Annotated in this window: 1 protein-coding gene and 1 pseudogene; both read left to right on the forward strand. The window is 59.0% G+C overall.

Annotated elements, in window-relative coordinates:
• Positions 1 to 145: 145 nt before the first annotated feature.
• Positions 146 to 877 carry a hypothetical protein gene (locus A1351_RS07320; protein ID WP_157096177.1) on the forward strand — a complete coding sequence of 244 codons (732 nt, stop codon included), beginning with the start codon at positions 146 to 148 and terminating at the stop codon, positions 875 to 877.
• A 138-nt stretch (positions 878 to 1,015) separates the two neighbouring features.
• Positions 1,016 to 1,101 (forward strand): annotated as a pseudogene (locus A1351_RS26140) (DNA methylase); the annotation flags it as partial.

Genomic DNA, 1,101 nt, shown 5'->3' on the forward strand with positions numbered 1-1,101 from the left:
CATGATGGACACAGGCAAAACAACGCGCGAAAGGAAGGGGTCTTTCGCCGATCTTTGGTTCGTTCGTTACGGCATTAATCCTAGGCGTTATCCTTCACTGCGGGCTTTCCTCGTCGGGAATATGCGACTTTGAGGATCGGTGAGCTTGGCAGCCAACCATGCCGTCGGCATCACTTCAGGAAAAGACATGGCTACGTTCTATCGCGGCATTACGCTCGATCCCGCAACGGCGGCGGCAGACAAGGCGGCAATCTGGGAGACCGGGCTGCTCGCCACGAAGGCGTTCTGGGGTAACACGCGATCCAGTCCCGAGGAAGTCCGACGGCTGACCCCGCAGATTGCTGCCGCGCCATCGAAGGTGCGTGAGACGATTCGTGCATTGCCTCAGGAGCCGATGACCTACGCCTGCGCCTATTTCGACGACGCGGCGCGCTACGCGACGCGAAAAGAGGGCTTACCCGTCGTAATCACTATCGATCTGCCATTGGAGGAAGTCGCAATCGACGGCAAGGATTTCCTCTACACGGTTTTTCAGCTTTGGGACCGACGCGACCGCCAACATTTGCCAGAGGTCCGCGAAATTTTGGGCAGGATATTCGGCGCCGCGACGGTTGCCTGGTTCGACCGCGCGGCCTCGAACACCGATACGATGGCGAGAATCGGCCTGTGCGATCTCGCCGTGCACGACCTCGCGGCTATCACGGCGCACCATGCCAATGAGATCGGACTGGCTGGGCGATACGGGACGCTGTTCCGCTCGGCTTTCGATCTCCCCGCGAAGGTCGATCCGACGGCCATCCTCGCGGTGGACAATGTCGCTGGGCCGATCAGCACGCCCAAAAGGAAGATCAACTTACACAGCCTCATCTCGGCATGATGGACTTCGAAACCCATTGACAACCATCGGATAGCTGCGACCGTCAAAAGAGAGGTGTTTCGATCGTCTCCTCCATTCCACATAGGAGGCCGATCGGGTATGGGCGGTCCAATCGGCATTTCAGTTCAAGGGCGCGGGATGAACGCGGTAGAGATCGAAGAAGCGGTATCGACGCTCGCGGCGTCCGAGTTCGACGCCGACGAGTTTCCCTATGCGTTCCTGAC

This window comes from Methylosinus sp. R-45379 (genome assembly GCF_001644125.1).
Classification (GTDB): domain Bacteria; phylum Pseudomonadota; class Alphaproteobacteria; order Rhizobiales; family Beijerinckiaceae; genus Methylosinus.